The 18,764-nt window shown below is 73.7% G+C and carries 16 protein-coding genes and 1 pseudogene; 9 read left to right on the forward strand and 8 right to left on the reverse strand.

Annotated features, from left to right (window positions below; genetic code table 11):
- Positions 1 to 144: 144 nt before the first annotated feature.
- Entirely contained in the window at positions 145 to 5,700 is a 5,556-nt protein-coding gene (locus VKZ81_RS03155; protein ID WP_414709322.1) for an ATP-binding protein, read from the forward strand.
- A gap of 340 nt (positions 5,701 to 6,040) precedes the next feature.
- Here VKZ81_RS03155 and VKZ81_RS03160 read toward each other — a convergent pair whose 3' ends face one another.
- Genes VKZ81_RS03160 through VKZ81_RS03175 form a run of 4 tightly spaced genes read right to left on the reverse strand, consistent with a single transcriptional unit; the run spans position 6,041 to position 8,896 of the window.
- Complete coding sequence (locus VKZ81_RS03160) at positions 6,041 to 7,168, reverse strand: glycoside hydrolase family 3 N-terminal domain-containing protein (protein ID WP_324239860.1); 1,128 nt, start codon at positions 7,166 to 7,168, stop codon at positions 6,041 to 6,043.
- 52 nt (positions 7,169 to 7,220) lie between these two features.
- Entirely contained in the window at positions 7,221 to 8,219 is a 999-nt protein-coding gene (locus tag VKZ81_RS03165) for a glutathione S-transferase family protein (protein WP_324239861.1), read from the reverse strand.
- Between the two features lie 42 nt (positions 8,220 to 8,261).
- Complete coding sequence (locus VKZ81_RS03170) at positions 8,262 to 8,417, reverse strand: hypothetical protein (protein ID WP_324239862.1); 156 nt, start codon at positions 8,415 to 8,417, stop codon at positions 8,262 to 8,264.
- The gene (locus VKZ81_RS03175; RefSeq protein WP_324239875.1) at positions 8,399 to 8,896 is read right to left on the reverse strand and encodes a GtrA family protein; all 498 of its coding nucleotides are present in this window, start codon (positions 8,894 to 8,896) and stop codon (positions 8,399 to 8,401) included. The genes VKZ81_RS03170 and VKZ81_RS03175 overlap by 19 nt, the downstream gene beginning before the upstream one ends.
- A gap of 203 nt (positions 8,897 to 9,099) precedes the next feature.
- Here VKZ81_RS03175 and VKZ81_RS03180 point away from each other — a divergent pair, with 203 nt between their 5' ends.
- Genes VKZ81_RS03180 through VKZ81_RS03190 form a run of 3 tightly spaced genes read left to right on the forward strand, consistent with a single transcriptional unit; the run spans position 9,100 to position 11,527 of the window.
- Positions 9,100 to 9,783, forward strand: coding sequence for a VC0807 family protein (locus tag VKZ81_RS03180; RefSeq protein WP_324239863.1), 684 nt, complete (start codon positions 9,100 to 9,102; stop codon positions 9,781 to 9,783).
- Positions 9,784 to 9,794: 11 nt separating this feature from the next.
- Entirely contained in the window at positions 9,795 to 10,922 is a 1,128-nt protein-coding gene (locus tag VKZ81_RS03185; RefSeq protein ID WP_324239864.1) for a sensor histidine kinase, read from the forward strand.
- Positions 10,922 to 11,527: a response regulator transcription factor gene (locus VKZ81_RS03190; protein ID WP_324239865.1), complete on the forward strand. Its 606-nt coding sequence runs from the start codon at positions 10,922 to 10,924 to the stop codon at positions 11,525 to 11,527. Before VKZ81_RS03185 ends, VKZ81_RS03190 begins: the two co-directional genes overlap by 1 nt.
- Positions 11,528 to 11,611: 84 nt before the next feature.
- Here VKZ81_RS03190 and pcaG read toward each other — a convergent pair whose 3' ends face one another.
- Genes pcaG through VKZ81_RS03205 form a run of 3 tightly spaced genes read right to left on the reverse strand, consistent with a single transcriptional unit; the run spans position 11,612 to position 14,050 of the window.
- The gene (gene pcaG, locus VKZ81_RS03195) at positions 11,612 to 12,160 is read right to left on the reverse strand and encodes a protocatechuate 3,4-dioxygenase subunit alpha (RefSeq protein WP_324239866.1); all 549 of its coding nucleotides are present in this window, start codon (positions 12,158 to 12,160) and stop codon (positions 11,612 to 11,614) included.
- A complete protein-coding gene (gene pcaH / locus VKZ81_RS03200; RefSeq protein WP_324239867.1) occupies positions 12,153 to 12,881 on the reverse strand; it encodes a protocatechuate 3,4-dioxygenase subunit beta in 729 nt (242 codons plus the stop codon). The genes pcaG and pcaH overlap by 8 nt, the downstream gene beginning before the upstream one ends.
- Positions 12,878 to 14,050, reverse strand: a complete 1,173-nt coding sequence (locus VKZ81_RS03205) for a 4-hydroxybenzoate 3-monooxygenase (RefSeq protein ID WP_324239868.1) — start codon at positions 14,048 to 14,050, stop codon at positions 12,878 to 12,880. The genes pcaH and VKZ81_RS03205 overlap by 4 nt, the downstream gene beginning before the upstream one ends.
- Positions 14,051 to 14,129: 79 nt before the next feature.
- Here VKZ81_RS03205 and VKZ81_RS03210 point away from each other — a divergent pair, with 79 nt between their 5' ends.
- The 4 genes from VKZ81_RS03210 to VKZ81_RS03225 all read left to right on the forward strand — a co-directional run bounded on the left by VKZ81_RS03210 (position 14,130) and on the right by VKZ81_RS03225 (position 17,853).
- Positions 14,130 to 14,882 carry an IclR family transcriptional regulator gene (locus VKZ81_RS03210; protein ID WP_324239869.1) on the forward strand — a complete coding sequence of 251 codons (753 nt, stop codon included), beginning with the start codon at positions 14,130 to 14,132 and terminating at the stop codon, positions 14,880 to 14,882.
- Between the two features lie 64 nt (positions 14,883 to 14,946).
- Positions 14,947 to 15,948 (forward strand): acetamidase/formamidase family protein, encoded by a 1,002-nt coding sequence (locus VKZ81_RS03215; RefSeq protein ID WP_324239870.1) that lies wholly within the window; start codon positions 14,947 to 14,949, stop codon positions 15,946 to 15,948.
- Positions 15,949 to 15,961: 13 nt separating this feature from the next.
- Positions 15,962 to 16,720 (forward strand): SDR family NAD(P)-dependent oxidoreductase, encoded by a 759-nt coding sequence (locus tag VKZ81_RS03220; RefSeq protein ID WP_324239871.1) that lies wholly within the window; start codon positions 15,962 to 15,964, stop codon positions 16,718 to 16,720.
- On the forward strand, positions 16,720 to 17,853 hold the full coding sequence (locus tag VKZ81_RS03225; RefSeq protein ID WP_324239872.1) for an epoxide hydrolase family protein: 1,134 nt from the start codon (positions 16,720 to 16,722) through the stop codon (positions 17,851 to 17,853). Before VKZ81_RS03220 ends, VKZ81_RS03225 begins: the two co-directional genes overlap by 1 nt.
- A gap of 8 nt (positions 17,854 to 17,861) precedes the next feature.
- Here the strand turns inward: VKZ81_RS03225 and VKZ81_RS03230 are convergent, their stop codons facing one another.
- On the reverse strand, positions 17,862 to 18,245 hold the full coding sequence (locus VKZ81_RS03230) for a hypothetical protein (RefSeq protein ID WP_324239873.1): 384 nt from the start codon (positions 18,243 to 18,245) through the stop codon (positions 17,862 to 17,864).
- Between the two features lie 360 nt (positions 18,246 to 18,605).
- Here VKZ81_RS03230 and VKZ81_RS03235 point away from each other — a divergent pair.
- Positions 18,606 to 18,764, forward strand: a pseudogene (locus tag VKZ81_RS03235) (superoxide dismutase); the annotation flags it as partial.

The raw sequence follows: 18,764 nt of genomic DNA on the forward strand, positions 1-18,764 counted from the left end.
CCCGCCTCGCGGTTGTGCGACGCGGGGGCGTCGAGTTGGGTTGGCGCGGCGTACGGTGCATCCGGTCACCAGCGACGGGGAGTGAAGAAGATCGTGACGGACACGTTCCAACGGGTCGCCATCGTCAACCGCGGTGAGCCCGCCATGCGCCTCATCCACGCGGTGCGGGAGTGGAACGTCGAGCTGGCCGACCGGAACGGCGCGGCTCCGCTCACCACGATCGCGCTCCACACCGCCGTCGACCGGAACGCCATGTTCGTCCGCGAGGCCGACGAGGCGGTGCTGATCGGCCCCGAGGACCCGGAGCAGGCGTTCGCCACCAGCCCCTACCTCGACTACACCGAGCTGGAGCGGGCGCTGCGCGTCGCGAGGGCCGACGCGGTCTGGCCCGGCTGGGGCTTCGTGTCGGAGAAGGCCGACTTCGCCCGGCTGTGCCGCGAGCTCGGGATCGTGTTCGTCGGCCCGTCGCCGGAGGTGATGGAGCGGCTCGGGGACAAGATCGCCTCGAAGCTGCTCGCCCAGGAGGTCGGCGTGCCCATGGCCGCGTGGAGCGGCGGGCCGGTCGCCGACCTCGCCGCCGCGCGCGAGCACGCCGAACGCATCGGCTACCCGCTCATGATCAAGGCGACGGCGGGCGGCGGCGGGCGCGGCATCCGCCGCGTCGACTCCCCCGACCAGCTGGACGAGGCGTTCGAGCGGGCGGTGTCGGAGGCGTCGAAGACGGCCGGGGACGCCACCGTGTTCCTCGAGCGGGCCATCCCCGGTGGCCGCCACGTCGAGGTGCAGGTCGTCGCCGACGCCACCGGTGACGTGTGGACGCTCGGCGTGCGCGACTGCTCGGTGCAGCGGCGCAACCAGAAGGTGATCGAGGAGTCGGCCTCCACCGCGCTCGACGCCGAGCAGGAGGAGCTGCTGCGCTCGTCCGCCGCGCGGCTGGTGAAGGCAGCCGGCTACGTCAACGCGGGCACCGTGGAGTTCCTGTACGAGCCGAACGAGCGGCTGCTGTCGTTCCTCGAGGTCAACACCCGCCTGCAGGTGGAGCACCCGGTCACCGAGGCCACCACCGGCATCGACATCGTCAAGCTGCAGCTGCACGTCGCCGCGGGCGGACGGCTCGCCGACATCGCGCCGTCCGCCCCGCCCGCGCGCGGGCACGCGATCGAGGCCCGCCTCACCGCGGAGGACCCCGAGCAGGGCTTCGCCCCCGCACCCGGCCGGATCGAGCACCTCGCGCTGCCCAGCGGCCCCGGCATCCGCGTCGACACCGGAGTCGCGACGGGCGACGTCATCCCGCCGCAGTTCGACTCGATGATCGCCAAAGTGATCGCGTGGGGCCGCGACCGCGACGAGGCGCGCGCCCGCCTGCACCGCGCGCTCAAGCAGACCGCGGCCGTGGTCGACGGCGGCACCACCAACAAGGCCTTCCTGCTCGACCTGCTCGACCGCCCCGAGGTCCGCTCGGGCGAGCTCGACACCACCTGGCTCGACACGATGATGGCGGGTGGGTACGAGCCGCCGCGGCGGCTCGACGTCGCCCTGCTGGCCACGGCGGTCGAGGCGCAGGACGCGCACGTGGCGCGCCAGCGTGAGCGGCTGTTCGCCTCCGCCGAGCGCGGGCGGCCCGAGGTCGGGCACGAGACCTGGTACCAGGTCGACGTGCGCGCCGCGGGCGAGTCGTACCGGCTGCGCGTCGCCCAGTCCCGCGGCACCCGCTACCACGTCGAGCTGGACGGCAAGGCCGTCGACGTCGACGTCGAGCGCACCGGGCGGTTCGAGCGCAAGCTCACCGTCGCGGGCCGCTCGTACCACGTGCTCTCGGTGCCGCAGGGCCCGGACTTCCTCGTCGAGGTCGACGGTGCGGTGCACCGGATCTCCGGCGGCGAGGCGGGCCTCGTCCGGGCCCCGGCCCCCGCGATGATCGTCTCGATCCCGGTGGCGCCGGGCGACGCGGTCGAGGCGGGCGACGTCGTGGCGGTCGTGGAGAGCATGAAGCTGGAGACGGCGCTGCGGGCGCCCGTCTCCGGGCGGGTGCGCGAGGTGCTGGTCGCGCCGAACACCCAGGTCGACGGGGGCACCAAGCTCATCCGGCTCGAACCGGAGGGCGACGCGGGCCCCGCGGCGGGCGGCGAGCGGGCGAACTTCGCCGAGCTGTCGTGTCCGCCCGTCACCGGCGCCGACGCGGCCGCGCGGGCCGCCGACGCGCTGCGGTCGCTGCAGTTCCTCGTTCTGGGCTACGACATCGACGAGCGCGACGCCCAGCCGCTGCTCGCCGCGCTCTCCGCCGCGCGCGCCGAGCTGCCGCCCGACGACCCGGGCGTGCTCGCGGGCGAGATCGCCGTGCTGCGCATCTTCGCCGACCTCTGCGCGCTTTCCCGCAACCGGCGCGGGCCCGAGGACGAGACCGCCCCCGTCGACCCCTCGGGGGAGGAGGCGCGCAACCCCCAGGAGTACCTCTACGCGTTCCTGCGCTCGCGCGACGCCGACGCCGAGGGCCTGCCGGAGTCGTTCCGCGCGAAGCTGCGCCGGGCGCTCGGGCACTACGGGGTGCCGGACCTGACGCCGTCGGACCCGGTCGCGGCCGACACGCTGCACAGCGCCCTGTACCGGATGTTCCTCGCCCACCGCCGGGCCAGCGCGCACGTGCCGGTGGTGCTGGCGCTGCTGGAGTGGCGGCTGTCGCACCCCGACTCGCTGCCGGAGTCCGCGCGCGCCGACTACCAGCGCGTCCTGGACCGCCTCGTCACCGCCACCCAGCTGCGCCACCCGGTGGTCGGCGGCCTCGCCCGGCGCGTGCGCTACACGCTGTTCGACGCCCCGCTCATCGCGGCGGAGCGCGCGGCGGGCCAGGCCGAGGTGCGCGCCGAGCTCGACCGGCTCTCGGACGACCCCGCGGAGCGGGCCCGCCAGATCGACCGGATCGTGTCCGCGGGCGAGCCCATCCTCGGGGTGTTCGGCGCACAGCACCACGCGGCGATGCTCGAGGTGATGACGCGGCGGTACTACCGCATCCGCACCCTGCGCGACCTGCGCGTGACCGACCGCGGCGGCCGCCCGCTGCTCTCGACCACCTACGAGCACGGCGGCCGCGAGTACACCGTGCTCGCCACCACCGTGCACACCGCGCCCGACGCGCCGCCGTGGGGTGAGCCGATGACCGTCCAGGGCGACCTGCGGCGGCTCATCGCCTCGCTCCCCGAGGACGCCACGGTGCTGCTCGACCTCTACGTCATCGCGGGCGAAGCGCCCGACTCCGACCCGGAGCGGTCGTCGGAGAAGATCCGCTCGATGCTCGGGCGGCTGCCCGAACGCCTCGCCCGGGTCGCGGTGGCCGTGCGCCGCCCGCACGGCGACGAGCGGTCGGCGTGGTTCACGTTCAAGGCCGGCCCGGACCGCCGCCCGGTGGAGGACCGCACGCTGCGCGGCCTGCACCCGATGGTCGCCGAGCGGCTCGGCCTGTGGCGGCTCGCCGACTTCGAGCTCACCCGCCTGGCCTCGCCGATCGACGTCCACCTGTTCCGCGCGGTCGGGCGCAACGTGCCCGACGACAAGCGGCTCGTCGCGATGTCGGACGTCCGCGAGCTCACCGTGCTGCGCAACGGCGAGGACGGGAAAGGACGCATCCGCGCGCTGCCCCAGCTCGAGCAGGTGCTCGACTCCTGCCTCGACGCCATCCGGTCGGCCCGGGCGGCCAACCGCGAGGACGCGCGGCTGGACTGGAACCGGGTCCTGCTCTACGTCTGGCCGGTCGTCGACGTGCCGCTCGAGGAGCTCGACTCGGCGGTCCACCTGCTCGCCCCGCGCACGGTCGGGCTGGGGCTGGAGCAGGTGCTCGTCCAGTTCCGCCACGTCGGCGACGGATCGGGCGAGCCGCGCGAATACCTGCTGCGGATGTCGCGCCCGCCGGGCGCCGGGCTCACCGTGCAGGTCACCGAGCCGCCCACGGAGCCGATGCGCGAGCTCGACGCGTACGCGCAGAAGGTGATCCGGGCCCGCAGGCGCGGCACCATCTACCCGTACGAGCTGGTGCCGATGCTCACGCGCAACCCCGACCGCGGCGGGCCGGCCGGCACGTTCACCGAGTACGACCTCGGGCCCGACGGCGCGCCCGTCGCCGTCGAGCGGCCGCCGGGGCAGAACACCGCCAACATCGTGCTCGGCACCGTCACCACGCGCACGAAGCGTCACCCGGAGGGCATGACCCGCGTCGTGCTCCTCGGCGACCCGACCAAGGCCCTCGGCGCGCTCGCCGAACCGGAGTGCGCCCGCGTCCTCGCCGCCATCGAGTTGGCGCGGCGGCTGGACGCGCCGATCGAGTGGTTCTCGGTGTCGGCCGGCGCGAAGATCGCCATGGACTCCGGTGTGGAGAACATGGACTGGATCGCGCGGGCGCTGCGCGGGATCGTCGAGTTCACGCAAGAAGGCGGCGAGATCAACGTCGTCGTCACCGGCATCAACGTCGGCGCCCAGCCGTACTGGAACGCCGAGGCCACGATGCTCATGCACACCAAGGGCATCCTGGTGATGACGCCGGACAGCGCGATGGTGCTCACCGGCAAGCAGGCGATGGACTACTCCGGCGGGGTGTCGGCCGAGGACAACTTCGGCATCGGCGGGTACGACCGGATCATGGGGCCGAACGGGCAGGCCCAGTACTGGGCCCCGGACCTGTCCGGCGCGATCGACGTCCTGCTCGCCCACTACGAGCACACCTACCGCGCGCCCGGCGAGCGGTTCCCGCGGCCCGCGCCGACCAGCGACCCGGTCGACCGCGACATCTCGAGCTCGCCGCACTCCGGCCCCGGCTGCGACTTCACGACCGTCGGGGAGATCTTCACCGCCAACCCGGAGCGGAAGAAGCCGTTCGACATCCGCTCGCTGCTGCGCGCGGTGGCCGACGCCGACCACGCCCCGCTCGAACGCTGGGTCGACATGATGGACGCCGAGAGCGTCGTCGTGTTCGACGCGCACCTGGGTGGGCAGCCGATCTGCCTGATCGGCGTCGAGTCCCGGCCGCTGCCCCGGCGCGGGCCGCTGCCGATGGACGGGCCGACGACGTTCACGGCGGGCACGCTGTTCCCGAAGTCGTCGAAGAAGATGGCGCGGGCGATCAACGCCGCGAGCGGCAACCGGCCGTTGGTGATCCTCGCGAACCTCTCCGGCTTCGACGGCTCCCCCGAGTCGCTGCGCCTGCTCCAGCTGGAGTACGGCGCCGAGATCGGGCGGGCGGTCGTCAACTTCGACGGCCCGATCGTGTTCTGCGTGGTGTCCCGCTACCACGGCGGCGCGTTCGTGGTGTTCAGCGGCACCCTCAACGACAACATGGAGGTCGCCGCCGTCGAGGGGTCGTACGCGTCGGTGATCGGCGGCGCGCCCGCCGCCGCGGTCGTGTTCGCCGGGGAGGTCAACAAGCGCACGGCGGCCGACCCGCGGATCGCCGCCCTGGAGGCGCGGATCGCCGAGGCCCGGCAGAACGGCGACGAGGAGGAGGCCGCCCGGCTGACCAACGAGCTCGCCGCCCTGCGCCCCGGCGTGCGGGCGGAGGTGCTCGGCAAGGTGGCCGACGAGTTCGACGCCGTCCACAGCGTGGAGCGGGCCCAGCGGGTCGGGTCGGTGGACGTGATCGTCCCGGCCACCGGGCTGCGCCCCTACCTCGTCGACGCCGTGCGGCGGGGGATGGAGAAGACCGGCACCCGCCGCTGACCCCACCCCGGCGAGTCGCGCTCCGGGCGCGCGCGAGTCGCGGGCTGAGTGCGGGCGAGTCGCGGGCTCGGTGTCCGCGAGTCGCGGGCTCGGTGTCGGCGAGTCGCGGGCTCGGTGTCGGCGGGTCGCGGGCTGCCTGCGATGTCGCCGTGGCGTGCCCCGTTCGCAGAAGCGGGCGGCCGGGCCGGTTCGTCCTCGGTCCGGCCGGCCCCGCCCCACGGACCGCACCCACAGCGCGACTCACCCGCACCGAGCCCGCGACTCGCCCACACCCGTACCGCGACTCGCCGACACCCGGAGCGCGACTCGTCCACACCCGGAGCGCGACTCGCCGGGGTTGTCAGGAGCACACGCGCTTCGTGCGCAGCACCCGCGTGACGGCGGCGTCGGTCGCGGCGGGGTCGAGCCCGGCCCGCTCCAGGTGGTCGAGCACCGGGGTGATGCGGCCGCCGCTGGTCCACAGGGCCATGTCGGCGCCTGCGGCGAGGGCCCGCTCGACGGCCTCGGGGAGCGTGAACTGGTCGGTGATGGCGTCCATCGCACCGAGGTCGTCGGTGAGCACCAGGCCGTCGAACCCGATCTCGCCGCGCAGCAGCGCGTACACCTCGGGCGCGAGTGAGCTGGGCAGGTCCCCGGTCAGGCCAGGGACGTCCAGGTGCCCCACGAGAACGCCGGTGCGCCCGTCGGCCAGCGGGCCGCCGGGGCCGAGCAGCTCCGCGTAGGGGCGCAGGTCCGTCGCGCGCATGTCGGCGATCGGCGGGGTGGTGACGCGGCCCTTGTGCGAGTCCCCGTTCGCCCGCCCGTGCCCCGGGAAGTGCTTGAGGACGGTGGTGACGCCCGCGGCCCGCTGGCCCTCGGCGAACGCGGCCGCGTAGCGGGCGACGACGTCCGGGTCGTCGCCGAAGGAACGGTCCCCGATGGCGGCCGAGCGGCCGGTGACGTCGACGGTCGGGGCGAGGTTCATCGTGATGCCGCGCGCGAGCTGCTGCCGCCCGCGCTCCTCGCCGAGCGCGCGCACCTGTTCGGGGGTACGGGTGCGGGCCATCGCACGGGCGCTGGGCAGTTCCCCGTCGAGGGTGTCGATGCGCTGGACGCGCCCGCCCTCGTCGTCGACGGCCACGGCGAGCGGGATGCGGGACATGGCCTGGACCCCGCGCAGCGCCTGGTCGGTGAGCAGCGCGGTGGCGTTGCCGCCGATGAAGATCCCGCCGACCTGGGTGGCGCGGACGTTCTCGGCGGTCGTGCGCGGGTTCGCCGCGTCGACGCCCACCATGAGCCGCTGGGCCAGCTTGTCCCGCGGCGACAGCGCCGCCACCACGTCGGCGCAGCGCGGCAGCCGGTCGGGGCCGAGGTGCTCGCCGGTCAGCGGCGGGGGTGGCGGGGCGGGCGCCGCTGCGGCGGGGGCACCGGCCACCACCAGCCCGGCGAGGAGGCCGACGGCCACCGCGAGCGACTTGCGAAACGTCATCCCGGCCCATCCTCCTCCGCGCCGGAGCGTGGTCGGCGCCGGCCCGAGCGGGTCAACCGATCGGCGGCACCCGCTCGTTCTCGGGCGGCGGGCCGGGCGGGGTGCCGTCGCCGAACGGCCGCCCGCCCAGCTCCTCGCGCCCGTGCGGGGTGAGCCAGCCGCGCGGGTCGGGGCCGAGGGGGACGATCCCGGACGGGTTGATCTGCTTGTGCACCCCGTAGTAGTGCTGCTTGATCTGCTCGAAGTCGATCGTGTCGCCGAAGCCGGGGGTCTGGAACAGGTCGCGCGCGTAGGCCCACAGCACCGGCATCTCGGTGAGCTTCTGCCGGTTGCACTTGAAGTGACCGTGGTAGACGGCGTCGAACCGCACGAGCGTGACCCACAGCCGGATGTCGGCCTCGGTGATGGTGTCCCCGACGAGGTAGCGGCGGGTGGCGAGCCGCTCGGACAGCGCGTCGAGGCGCGCGAAGAGCGCCCGGTAGGCCTCCTCGTAGGCGGCCTGGCTCCCCGCGAAGCCGCACTTGTACACGCCGTTGTTGACGTCGTGGTAGACGACCTCGTTGATCTCGTCGATCTCGGCCCGGTGCTCCTCCGGGTACAGGTCGGGGGCGCCCTCGCGGTGGTAGGCGCGCCACTGGGTCTCGAAGTCGAGGGTGAGCTGCTGGAAGTTGTTGGTCACCGCCTTGCCGGTGGCGATCTCGACGACGGTCGGGACGGTCACCCCGCCGTCGTAGTCCGGGTCGGCGGCCTCGTAGGCCTCGCGCAGGTACTCGATGCCGAGGACGGGGTCGCGGTTGTCGGGGTCGTTGTGGAACCGCCAGCTGCGCTCGTCGTGCAGCGGGCCGGCGATGCCCATCGACAGGACGGGCTCGAGCCCGAGCAGCCGCCGGACGATCACGCTGCGGTTCGCCCAGGGGCAGGCGCGCGCGACGATCAGCCGGTACCGGCCAGGCTCGACCGGCCACGGCGACGAACCGTCGGAGGTGATGCGCTCGGTGAGCGCGACCGGCTCGCGTTCGAAGGCGTCGGATCGGGACTGGGTGGCGGTCATGGTCTTCGAACCTAGATCGCGGCGGACGGCTTCGCCGGTCGATCAGTCGTCGTCCCCGTCACCGTCGTCCTGCTGGACGACGCCCGCGCCGCCCTCCCCGTCGTCGCCGTCCTCGCCCTCGCAGGAGCCGGCGGTGAGCAGCAGGGCCGCGCCCGCGAGGGCCGCCGCGACCGTCCGGCTCAGAGTCGTTCGTGCCATCGGGCCACCGTGCCACGTCGCGCCGGGTCCGGCTCGGTGGCGACGGCGCCGGGGCCGAACACCCAGTTGCGCATCACCAGGAACCGCCCCGCGCCGCCGAGGACGCTGGCCACGGCGAGCGCGGCGGCCTGCTCGACCGGGGTCGGCGCGTCGACGACCAGCCCGAGCGCCAGCAGCACGGCCGAGCCGTAGCAGGCGTAGAACAGCACGGTGCCGCCGATCTGCACCCGGACGCGCCAGCGGTGCACGGCCGCTCCCCCGAAGGTGAACCGCCGGTTCGCCTCCGTGCTCACCGCGGTGCTCACCAGCAGCGCGACGAGGTTGGCGGGCACCGCCTCCAGGCCCGCCGTGCGCAGCAGCAGGAAGGCGCACGCGTTGACCGCGGTACCAAGCCCGCCGACCATCACGTAGCGCGCGACCTGCAGGAACAGCGGGTGCCGCGGTCGCAGTCCGATCGGCGCGACCACCGCGCTCACCATCTCCACCACGTCCCCTCCGGCCGTTCCGGCGTCGGCCCCCGTTATTTCATCCGCCGTGGGGGATCAGCTGTCCCTCACCCGTGCGAACGCTGTGCGCGCAGCGTCATCGCCCGGGTGTGACGGACCGCGCCCTGACAGATGTCATGGTCATCTCGTGACCGCCGTCGTGGTCGCCGGGAGGCCGCGCGCCGGACGCTTCGGGCATGGAACCGAGCACGACAGCGAGCACGACACCGAATACGACACCGGATACGACGCGGCCGATCGACCGACCGCCCGCCCCGACCGCGCCCCGCGGGTCGACGTTCCTGGGCCTCTTCTGGGACGTCGGGCTCGCGCTGGTGGCCTACTACGGCTTGCGTGCGCTGGGCGCCTCGCCGTACGTGGCGCTGCTCGGCGGCACCCTGACCGCGGGGGCACGGGTGCTGTACGTGTGGCTGCGCGCAGGCCGCCTCGACGGGTTCGCCGTGTTCATGCTGGCCGAGTTCGGGGTGGGGCTGGGGTTCGCGCTGCTCACCGGCGACGCCCGGTTCCTGGTGGCGAAGGAGTCGTTCAGCACGGCGGTGGCCGGGCTGATCTTCCTCGCGACGTGCCGGTTCGGCCGCCCTCTGGTCTGGCACGCCGCGGTGCGGTTCCAGCCGCACGCCCGCTCCGAGCTCGACCGGCTCTGGCGCGAGTCGCCGGGCTTCCGGTGGACGTTCGTGCTGCTGACCGCCGGCTGGGGCGTGGGGCTGCTGGTCGAGGCGGCGGCCCGGGTGGTGGTCGCCTACACGCTGCCGGTCGACCTCGCGGCCGGGCTGTCGCAGCTGCTGCGCTTCGCCACGATCGGGGCACTGGTGGCGTGGACGCTCGCCACGGCCAAGCGGCGCCGCCCCGCGCGGTCGTAGGGTCGGGGGACGTGAGCGCCGAGCACCGGGTCGACCTGCGGGAATGGCCGATCTGGACCCCGGAGGACCCGGCCGCCACCCGCCGGGTCCGGCTGCGCACCGCGGGCGCGGCCGCGGCGTTCCTCGCGTTCCTGGTGCGCAGCGTCGTGCAGGAGTGGGCCACGGCGGCGCCGGGCACCCGCGTCGCGCTGGTCGCCGTCGGCGGCGGGTACGCCGCGAGCTACCTGCTCACGCTGTACCTCGGCCCGCTGCGCGACCGGGCCGGTCGGGTCCTCGCCGTCGGCTGGCTGTACGCGGCGGGAAGCGCTTTTGCGCTGGTGACCGGCGACCCCAGCGACCTCGCGATGCTGTCCTACGCGGTGGCCGCCGGGATCATCCTGCTGCCGCTGGCGTGGGGCGTCGCGCTCGGCGTGCTCACCGCCCTCGCGGTCATGGCCGCGACCTGGGCGGTGGACGGCGCGATCGACTGGCGCGAGACGTTCCTGATGCTCATGCTGACCGCCGCCCTGGTGACCGTCACGCAGCTGATCCGCACGGTCAACCAGCTGCGCGCCGCGCAGGACCGCATCCGCGCGCTCGCGGTGGCCGACGAGCGGTCCCGGCTGGCCAGGGACCTGCACGACGTGCTCGGCCACAGCCTCACCACGATCACCGTGAAGACCGGGTTGGCCAGGCGGGTGCTGGAGAGCGGCGGCGAGAAGGACCGGGCGATCGCCGAGATGCGCGACGCCGAGCAGCTCTCCCGCCAGGCGCTCGCGGAGATCCGCGCCACGGTGTCGGGCTACCGGCGCCCGTCGCTCGCCGCCGAGCTCGCAGGCGCCCACGAGGCGCTGCGCGCCGCCGACATCAGCGCGGTGCTCCCCCAGGCCGTCGACGGGGTCGCCGAGGAGCTGCGCGAGCCGTTCGCGTACGTGCTGCGCGAGGGGATCACGAACGTGATCCGGCACAGCGGCGCCACCCGCTGCGAGGTCCGGCTCGGCCCGCGCTGCCTGGAGATCCGCGACGACGGCCGGACGCCCGACGGAGCCCGCGCCGGCAGCGGGCTCGCCGGGCTCGCGGAACGGATGGCCGCGGTGGGCGGCCGGCTGACCGCGGAACCCCTGCCCGGCAGGGGGTTCCGCCTGCGTGCGGAGGCGTGATGATCCGGGTGCTCCTCGCCGACGACCAGGCGCTCGTGCGCGGCGCGCTGGCGGCGATGCTCGACCTCGAGCCGGACATCGAGGTGGTGGCCGAGGTCGGCGACGGCGACGAGGTCCTCGCGGCCGCCCGCCGCACCCGGCCCGACGTGGCCCTGCTGGACGTGCAGATGCCCGGCACCGACGGGCTGACCGCGGCGGCGCAGGTGCACGCCGCGCTCCCGGGCTGCCGCATCGTCATGTGCACGACGTTCGGCAGGCCGGGCTACTTCGCCCGTGCGATGGCCGCGGGCGCCGTGGGATTCGTGGTGAAGGACTCGCCGCCGGAGCAGCTCGTGGAGGCCATCCGCCGGGTCCACGCCGGGCTGCGGGTGGTCGACCCCGGCCTCGCCGCGGAGTCGCTGGCCCGCGGCGTCAGCCCCCTCACCGAGCGGGAGCGGGAGGTGCTGCGTGCCGCCCGGGACGGGGCGAGCGTGGCCGACATCGCCCGCGCCGTGCACCTGTCGAGCGGCACGGTCCGCAACCACCTGTCGTCGGTGATCGGCAAGACCGGCGCCGCCAACCGCGCGGAGGCCGCCCGCATCGCGGAGGAGAACGGCTGGCTGTAGCCCGGGCCCCGGTTGCAGGAAAGCCACATTCACGAAGCCCACGTTCATGAATGTGGCTTTCCTGCAGTACGGGCGGGACCCGGCTCAGAGCTGGAGGAAGACCGTCTCGTCGTCGCCCTGCAGGCGGATGTCGAACCGCAGCTCGCCGTCGCCGGCCGGCTGGGCCACCAACGTGGCGGCGCGCTCCGGCGGCAGCGACGCGAGCAGCGGGTCGGCGGCGTTGGCCTCGGCCTCGTCCGGGAAGTAGATGCGGGTGTTGAGGTGGTGCAGCAGGCCGCGGGCGAGGATCGTCACGTCGATGTGCGGCGCCTGCCCGTCGCCGATCGCCCCCGGCTTGATCGTGACGATCTGGTAGCGGCCCTCGTCGTCGGTGTTGCAGCGGCCGAACCCGCAGAAACCGGAGTTCGTCCGGCCGCGCGGGTCGTCGGGGTGGTCGAAGCGACCGTCGGCGTCGGCCTGCCACGTCTCGACCACACCGTCGGGGACCGGCGCGCCCGCGCCGTCGAGCACCCGGCCGGTGATCCGGATGGCGCCCGGGGTGTCCTCCGGGACGACGAGGTAGCCCGTGGGCCAGGTCAGCCCGAGGGCCAGGAACGGCCCGACGGTCTGCGACGGGGTGATCAGGTCACTCATGGGGCTCCTCGAACGGGGTCTGCTCGCGGCCGCGCAGCACGATGTCCCAGCGGTAGGCGAGCGCCCACTCCGGCCGGGTCGCCTCCAGGTCGAAGGTCGCGATCATGCGCTGGCGGGCCTTCGGGTCCGGAACCGAGTTGAAGATCGGGTCCTGGCCGAACAGCGGGTCGTCCGGGAAGTACATCTGCGTGACGAGCCGCTGGGTGAAGGCCTGGCCGAAGAGCGAGAAGTGGATGTGCGCGGGCCGCCAGGCGTTGTGGTGGTTGCCCCACGGGTAGGCGCCGGGCTTGATGGTGGTGAACGAGTACTCGCCCTTGGAGTTGGTGAGCACCCGCCCACCGCCGGTGAAGTTGGGGTCGAGCGCGCCCGGCCAGTTGTCGGCCTTGTGCGCGTAGCGGCCGGACGCGTTGGCCTGCCACACCTCGACGAGCGTGTCGGGCACGGGCCTGCCGTCGCTGTCGAGCACCCGCCCGAACACGATGATCCGCTGGCCGATCGGCTCGCCCGCGTGCTGGGCGGTGAGGTCGTTGTCGTTCGGGCCGATCAGGTCGTCGTGGCCCGCGGTGAGCAGCGGGCCGGTGACCTCCGTGAGCCGGTGCGGAAGCACGATCGGCGGCTTCGAGGGGTGCCGCAGCGAGGTGCTCTTGTAGCCCGGGTAGTCCAGCGGCGGGTGGTTGCCCGGCGGGGCCGGGCGGTAGCCGGCGGGATGGGCGAGCGTCATGCGATTCCTCCTCGGTGAGGTAGCCCGGTGTAGTTCTCGGCGAGGCTGGTGGCCGCGGCCCGGGAGGCCACGGTGTAGCGCAGCTGCGCGAGCTGGAGCTTGCGGGTGAACGCGTCGCCGTCCGGCGCGTTGTGCAGCATCGACGTCATCCACCACGAGAAGTGCTCCGCCCGCCAGACGCGGCGTAGGCAGGTGTCGGAGTAGGCGTCGAGGCCGGCCTCGTCGCCGGAGGCGAAGTAGTCGGTGAGCGCCTCGGCGAGCACCCGCACGTCGGCGATGGCGAGGTTCATGCCCTTCGCCCCGGTGGGCGGCACGATGTGCGCGGCGTCGCCGGCGAGGAACAGCCGCCCGTGGCGCATCGGCTCGGCGACGAAGCTGCGCATGCCGGTGACGCCCTTCTCCAGGATCGGCCCCTCGTTGAGGGTGAAGCCGTCGGCGGCGAGCCGGGTGGCGAGCTCCTCCCAGATCCGGTGGTCGGGCCAGTCGGCGAGGTCGGTGTCCGGCGGCACCTGCAGGTAGAGCCGGGTGATCTCCGGGCTGCGCATCGAGTAGAGCGCGAACCCGTTGGGGTGGTTGGCGTACGCGAGCTCGTGCTGCGTCGGCGCCGCCTTGGCGAGGATCCCGAGCCAGGCGTAGGGGTACTCGCGGTCGTACACCTCCGGCGCGTACGCGGCCCGGCTGATCCCGTGGAAGCCGTCGCAGCCCGCGACGACGTCGCAACGCAGCTCCTGGCGCACCCCGGACGGGTCGGTGTAGGAGATCACCGGCGCGTCGGCGAGCCCGTCGAGCGCGACGTCGGAGACCTCGAAGCGCAGGTCGCCGCCGTCGGCGAGGCGCCGGGCGATGAGGTCCTTCACCACCTCCTGCTGCCCGTAGACGGTGATCCCCCGACCGACCAGGTCCATGAAGTCGATGCGGTGGTCCACGCCCTGGAAGCGCAGGGAGACGCCCTCGTGGAACATGCCCTCCCGGTCGAGCCGTTCGGCGAGGCCGACCTCGCGCAGCAACTCGACGGTGGGGTGCTCCAGCACCCCGGCCCGGACCCGCTGTTCCACGTACTGCCTGCTGCGCGTCTCGAGCACCACCGAGTCGATGCCCGCCCGCGCCAGCAGGTGTGAGAGCAGCAGACCGGCCGGCCCGGCTCCCACGATCCCCACCTGCGTGCGCATGCCAGGAAGCCTGACGTACGCGGGCCGCGTCCTCGACGCGCCTTCCGGTGAGCGGAAGACACACGGCAGACTTCGCGCCGTGGCGGAGACGGTGACCGGACGCGTGCTGCGCGTCCTCGCGGCGTTCAGCGCCGAGCGTCCCGAGCTGGGGCTCACCGAGCTCTCGCGGCGGGCCGACCTGCCCCTCACGACCACCCACCGCATCGTCGGCGAGCTCGCCCAATGGGGAGCCCTCGAACGGGGCGCCGACGGGCGCTACCGGGTGGGGCTGCGGCTGTGGGAGGTCGGTGCGCTCGCGCCGCGCGGGCTGGGGCTGCGCGAGTCGGCGATGCCGTTCCTCGAGGACCTCTACGAGGTCACGAAGCAGAACGTCCAGCTCGCGGTGCTCGACGGCACGGAGGTCGTGTTCGTCGAGCGGATCTCCGGCCGCGGGGCGGTCAACGTGATCACCCGGGTGGGCGGGCGACTGCCGCTGCACGCCACCGGCGTCGGCCTCGTCCTGCTCGCCAACGCCGACCCGGAGCTGCAGGAAAAGGTGCTCGCGGGCCCGCTGAAGCGCTACACGTCGAAGACGATGTGCGACCCCGAGGAGCTGCGGCGCGCGCTCGCCGAGGTCCGGCGCACCGGGGTGGCCGTGAGCGACGGGCAGATCGAGCTGATCGCGCTGTCGGTCGCCGCGCCGGTGCACGGCCCGCGCGGCGACGTGGTGGCGGCGCTGTCGGTGGTGGTGCCCAGCGAGACCTCCGACGCGCGCGCCTACATCCCGGTGGTGCGGGCGGCCGCCCGCGGCATCTCACGCGCGCTCGGCGCCCCCGAGCCGAAGCGCCGCTGACGCGCGGGCCTGAGGGGCGGACGGGGGCTTGCGCCCCTCCCCCGCGGGGCCCACGATCGGCCGCGTGGACGTCCTCGAGTTCCGGCCCCGACCCGACCAGTACGCCTGGACCTTCGGCGGTGTCGCCCCGACCCACCGGATCACCCCGGGCACGGTGCTCAAGCTGTGGACGGAAGACGCCTTCTCCGGCCGCCTGCAGCGCACCACCGACAAGCCGTCGGAGGTGCTGAACATGGCCGAGGTCAACCCGCAGACCGGTCCCTTCTACGTGGAGGGCGCCGAGCCGGGGGACACGCTCGCCATCCACATCGTCGACCTCACCCCGGCCCGGGACTGGGCGGCGTCGTCGACGATCCCGTTCTTCGGCGCGCTGACCGGCACCGACCGCACCGCCCTGCTCAACGACCCGTTGCCCGAGCAGACCTGGATCTACGAGCTGGACCGCGCCCGCGGCGTCGTGCGGTTCGAGGCGCAGCGCAGCTCGCTCAGCCTGGAGCTGCCGATCGCGCCGATGCTGGGCACGGTCGGGGTGGCCCCGCCGGCGCGCGAGGTGCGCTCGAGCCTCGTGCCCGACACCTTCGGCGGCAACATGGACACCCCCGAGATGCGCGCGGGCACCACCTGCTACCTCGGCGTGAACGTCGAGGGCGCGCTGTTCTCCGTGGGGGACGGCCACTACCGCCAGGGCGAGGGTGAGAGCTGCGGCACCGCGGTCGAGGGCGCGATGGACGTGACCTTGATCGTGGAGCTGATCAAGGGCGGTGCCCCGGCGTGGCCGCGGCTGGAGCACGACGAGGACTACGTCGTGGTCGGGTCGGCGCGCCCGCTGGAGGACGCGTGGCGCGCCAGCCAGGTCGGCATGATCACCTGGCTCGGCGAGCTGTACGGGCTCGACCGGCTCGACGCCTACCAGCTGCTCACCCAGGTCTCCCGCTCCCCGCTCGCGAACGTGTGCGACACGAACTACAGCGCCGTCACCAAGATCGAGAAATCGATCCTGCCCGCCGCCGACGCCTTCGGCGGCATGCACCGACACCTGCGCGAGCAGGCCGCCACCCTGAGCTGAAGGAGCGCCGTCAGTGGATCTGCAACTTGCCGGGAAGGTCGCACTCGTCACCGGAGGCACGAAGGGGATCGGGCGCGCGATCGTCGAGTCGCTGGCCGGTGAGGGGGCCCGGGTGGCCTTCTGCGCCCGCACCGACGCGGACGTGAAGTCGGCCGAGGAGGCGTTGCGGGGCGCGGGGCACGAGGTCGCGGGCACCGCGCTCGACGTCACCGACGCGCCCGCCCTCGCCGAGTGGGTGTCCACCACCGCCGAGCGGTGGGGCGGCATCGACATCGCGATCGCCAACGTCAGCGCGATCAAGGCCGGCCAGGACGAGGAGAGCTGGCGGGCCGAGTTCGAGGTCGACCTCATGCACACCGTGCGGCTGGTCAACGCCGCGCTGCCGCACCTGGAGCGCAGCGACGACGGCAACGTGGTCGCGGTGTCGAGCGTGTCCGGGCGGGAGGTCGACTTCTTCGCCGGCTCGTACGGCGCCATGAAGGCGGCGCTCGTGCACTACATGGCCGGCCTGGCCTACCAGAACGCCGGGAAGGTGCGGGCCAACACGGTCTCGCCGGGCAACGTCTACTTCGAGGGCGGGGTCTGGCAGAACATCGAACGCAACGACCCGGAGTTCTTCGCGAAGGCCCTCGCGCTCAACCCGACCGGCCGGATGTGCACCGACCAGGAGGTCGCCTACGCGATCACGATGCTCGCGAGCCCGCGGGCGTCGTTCATCACCGGCACGAACCTGGTGGTCGACGGGGCGCTGACCCGGGGAGTGCAGCTGTAGTGCGGGAGTTCCGCATCGAGGTCCCGGAGTCCGAGCTGGACGACCTCCGCGAGCGGCTCGCCCGGACCCGGTGGCCCGATCCGGCGACCGTGCCGGGGTGGGCGCAGGGCGTGCCGCTGGACTACGCGCGCGAGCTGGTCGACCACTGGGCGAACCGGTACGACTGGCGGCGCTGCGAGGCCGAGATCAACGCATTGCCCCAGTACCGGACGGGCCTCGACGGCGGCGGCGACGACACCGTCGACGTGCACTTCCTGCACGTGCGGTCCCGGCACACGGGCGCGATCCCGCTGCTGCTCACCCACGGGTGGCCGGGCTCGATCGTGGAGTTCCTCGGCATCGTCGAGGCGCTCACCGATCCCCCGGACCCGGCCGACGCGTTCCACCTGGTGATCCCGTCCCTGCCCGGGTACGGCTTCAGCGGCAAGCCGACCGTGCCCGGGTGGGGGGTGGAGCGGATCGCCACCGCGTGGGCCCAGCTGATGGACCGGCTCGGCTACGACCGGTACGCCGCGCACGGCGGCGACTGGGGCGCGGCGATCACCTCCGCGCTGGGCACCGGGGCGCCCGAGAACGTCATCGGCATCCACATCACGATGCCGATGGCCGCGCCCCCACCGGACGACGAGGCGCGGCCGCTCACCGAGGCCGAGAAGCAGGCGCTCGCCGACCGCAAGGCGTTCATGAAGGTCGGGGCGGGCTACGCGCACGAGCAGTCGACCCGCCCCCAGACGCTCGGCTACGGCCTCGCCGACTCGCCGTCCGGGCAGTGCATGTGGATCGTCGAGAAGTTCTGGGACTGGACCGACTGCGCGGGCCACCCGGAGAACGTCATCCCGCGCGACCGGCTGCTCGACAACGTCATGCTGTACTGGCTGCCCGACGCCGGCGCCTCGTCGGCCCGGCTGTACTGGGAGAGCTACAAGCGCAGGCGGATGGACGAGGTGCCGGTGCCCGCCGGGGTCACGCTGTTCCCCCGCGAACTGGTGCGTCCACCGCGGCACTGGGTCGAGCGCCGCTACACCGACCTGCGGCACTGGAACGAGCCGCCGGTCGGCGGCCACTTCGCGGCCCTGGAGCAACCGGACGTGCTGGTCGACGAGCTGCGTACGTTCTTCCGCAAGCTGCGCTGACCGGTCCGTCACGCGGTGAGCCACCGCCACAGCCGCTCGAGTTTCGTACCGGTCGCCGCGACCGGGCCGCGGCGCCGCGCCCACACGAGCACCCCCGCGGCGGCCACGACGGGGACGACGCCGACGACCGTCAGCACGACCGCGTCGCCGCGGGCGAGCCCGGCGAGGACACCGGTGGCGCCGACCAGGGCCAGGCCGACCCCGGCCAGCCGCGGCGGGAGCCCCGCCGGGGCGGGCGGCACCGGGATCTCGTCGGCGTGGAATCCCCGGGTGATCTCGGCGAACCGGCGCCGTTCCTCGGGTGTGAGCGCCGGATCGCGCTCGTGCGGATGCGCCGGACCGACCTTCTTGCCGTTCCCCGCCCGACCCGGCCACGCAGCCCAGATGTCCATGTCGTCCCCCCCGGCGTACCCCGACACCGACTCCCCTTCGATGAAGATCGCTTCCGGGCGCCCGGATGTTTCCTCGTCGGCTACGAGATGGCCCACCTGTTGCGCCGCCGGCGCGGCCGTCGCCCCGGCCACGGCCTACCTCCGGCAGGCGCTCGACGCACGAGGCGGAGCGTGCGAGCGGGCCCGGCCGTGCGGCCGGGCCCGCTCCCGTTGTCGACGTCGAGCTGCCAGAACGACCGCCAACCACGAGTAGTTGCAATGTACGTGCAACTGCGTGCGATGGCCAGCTCCCTGCAGTTGCGAATTAGTGGCAAGAAGGTCAGGATCTCGCTGCACCCACCGCGAGAGCGAGGAGTCCTGATGGCCCAGTACCGCCTCCCCGACCTGCCCTACGACTACGGCGCCCTCGCCCCGCACATCTCGGGCGAGATCATGCAGCTGCACCACTCCAAGCACCACCAGACCTACGTCAACGCCCTCAACCAGACCCTCGACAAGCTCGCCGAGGCCCGCGACAAG

The organism is Pseudonocardia sp., assembly GCF_035305885.1.
Taxonomy (GTDB): domain Bacteria; phylum Actinomycetota; class Actinomycetes; order Mycobacteriales; family Pseudonocardiaceae; genus Pseudonocardia.

Coding starts and splice junctions, on each gene's coding strand:
- VKZ81_RS03155 (WP_414709322.1), top strand. CDS start 145: ATGCGCCTCATCCACGCGGTGCGGGAGTGGAACGTCGAGCTGGCCGAC.
- VKZ81_RS03175 (WP_324239875.1), bottom strand. CDS start 8,896: ATGGTGAGCGCGGTGGTCGCGCCGATCGGACTGCGACCGCGGCACCCG.
- VKZ81_RS03165 (WP_324239861.1), bottom strand. CDS start 8,219: ATGACCGCCACCCAGTCCCGATCCGACGCCTTCGAACGCGAGCCGGTC.
- pcaG (WP_324239866.1), bottom strand. CDS start 12,160: ATGAGTGACCTGATCACCCCGTCGCAGACCGTCGGGCCGTTCCTGGCC.
- VKZ81_RS03230 (WP_324239873.1), bottom strand. CDS start 18,245: ATGGACATCTGGGCTGCGTGGCCGGGTCGGGCGGGGAACGGCAAGAAG.
- VKZ81_RS03190 (WP_324239865.1), top strand. CDS start 10,922: ATGATCCGGGTGCTCCTCGCCGACGACCAGGCGCTCGTGCGCGGCGCG.
- VKZ81_RS03180 (WP_324239863.1), top strand. CDS start 9,100: ATGGAACCGAGCACGACAGCGAGCACGACACCGAATACGACACCGGAT.
- pcaH (WP_324239867.1), bottom strand. CDS start 12,881: ATGACGCTCGCCCATCCCGCCGGCTACCGCCCGGCCCCGCCGGGCAAC.
- VKZ81_RS03160 (WP_324239860.1), bottom strand. CDS start 7,168: ATGACGTTTCGCAAGTCGCTCGCGGTGGCCGTCGGCCTCCTCGCCGGG.
- VKZ81_RS03170 (WP_324239862.1), bottom strand. CDS start 8,417: ATGGCACGAACGACTCTGAGCCGGACGGTCGCGGCGGCCCTCGCGGGC.
- VKZ81_RS03205 (WP_324239868.1), bottom strand. CDS start 14,050: ATGCGCACGCAGGTGGGGATCGTGGGAGCCGGGCCGGCCGGTCTGCTG.